Origin of the sequence: Sphingomonas sp. Ant20 (assembly GCF_000783375.1) — a bacterium.
Taxonomy (GTDB): domain Bacteria; phylum Pseudomonadota; class Alphaproteobacteria; order Sphingomonadales; family Sphingomonadaceae; genus Sphingomonas; species Sphingomonas aerolata.
In genome coordinates this window covers 1-1,407 of the sequence record NZ_JRVI01000224.1, presented here as the reverse complement: position 1 = coordinate 1,407, position 1,407 = coordinate 1, and the positions used below count along the sequence as shown (strand labels likewise).

Below are 1,407 nucleotides of genomic sequence, written 5' to 3'. Positions count from 1 at the left end.
TCGCAGGCACCGCGCTCGCCACCGCGCCGCTCTGGCCCCGCGGCGGCGGCGGCGACCGGACGGTCGTCGTCGGCGCGAAGAATTTCTCCGAGCAATATATCCTCGCGCGGCTGATCGGCGACCGGCTGACCCGCGCGGGCTACACCGTCACGTATCGCGACGGTCTGGGCTCCGCGCTCGTCTTCGGCGCGCTCTCAGGCGGCGATATCGACGTCTATGTCGACTATGCCGGCACGATCTGGGCCAACGAGATGAAGCGCAGCGACGTGCCCGAGCGCACCAAGATGGTCGCCGATATCGGCAATTGGGCGAAGAGCACGCACGGCGTCGGCCTGGTCGGCACGCTCGGGTTCGAGAATGCCTATGCCTTTGCGATGAAGGCGGACGTGGCGCGCCGCCAGCGCATCGCGAGCCTCGACGATCTGGTGAAGGCCGCACCAGGCCTGACGCTCGGCAGCGATCTCGAATTCCTCGAACGCCCCGAATGGGCGGCGGTGAAACGCGCCTATCCGCTCCGCTTCGCACGCACCACGCCGTACAGCCCGACCTTCATGTACCGCGCGTTGCAGAGCGGGAAGGCGGACGTCATCTCCGCCTTTTCCTCGGACGGCCGGATCGCCGCGGACAGGCTGACCGTGCTCACCGACCCGCGCCACGCGATCCCCGGCTATGACGCGATCCTGATGGTCGCCCCCGCCCGCGCGAACGACGCCCGCTTCACCGCCGCGCTCCGCCCGCTTATCGGCCGCATCCCGGTCGAGGCGATGCGCACCGCCAATTACCAGGTCGACCGCGACACCGACAAACAGACCCCCGAAGCCGCCGCCCGCTGGCTCGCGAGCAAGATCGGCCTCTAACCTCAAATCCGTCATCCTGACGAAAGTCAGGATGACGCGAGCCTCAGAAAAACAGCTTCCGCACGCTCAACCGCACCGTCCGCCCCAGCGGATCCAGATAATCCGGCTGATAGGTATTCGGCACCGCCCCGCTCGCATCCGTCACCCGCTGCCGCGTGTTGAACACATTGTCGACCGACAGCGTGACGCGCATCCCGCGCAGCCACGGCCGCGCCTTCACCCATTCGAGCCGCTGCCCCAGATCCGCGAACAGCCGCACGTTTGCGGTCGCCAACCCACCGAAATTGAGCGTCTCGGGCGCCGCCGCGGTCCCGCCATCGACGCGGGTGCCCGCCGCGTAATTCGCCGACAGCCGCGCGCCGAGGCCATTGTTGCTATACCCCGCCTGCGCCTCCAGGCTGTGCCGCGCCGACCCGCCATTATTGCCGATCGCATCGCCGTCGAGCAGGTTCAGGCTCGGCCCGCCCTCCGCGACCAGCACGCGGTCGGTAAAGCGCCAGGTGTGATACAGCGCGAACTGCACACGCCCGCCGCCCTGCCCGCGCCCGCC

1 protein-coding gene and 1 pseudogene are annotated in these 1,407 nt (G+C 68.7%); one reads left to right on the top strand and one right to left on the bottom strand.

Annotation, left to right across the window (positions count from 1 at the left end):
- A partial coding sequence (locus NI18_RS19050; protein ID WP_037532321.1) for a glycine betaine ABC transporter substrate-binding protein occupies positions 1 to 857 on the top strand: 857 nt, incomplete at its 5' end.
- Between the two features lie 43 nt (positions 858 to 900).
- Here the strand turns inward: NI18_RS19050 and NI18_RS19045 are convergent.
- Positions 901 to 1,407: pseudogene (locus NI18_RS19045) on the bottom strand (TonB-dependent receptor); the annotation flags it as partial.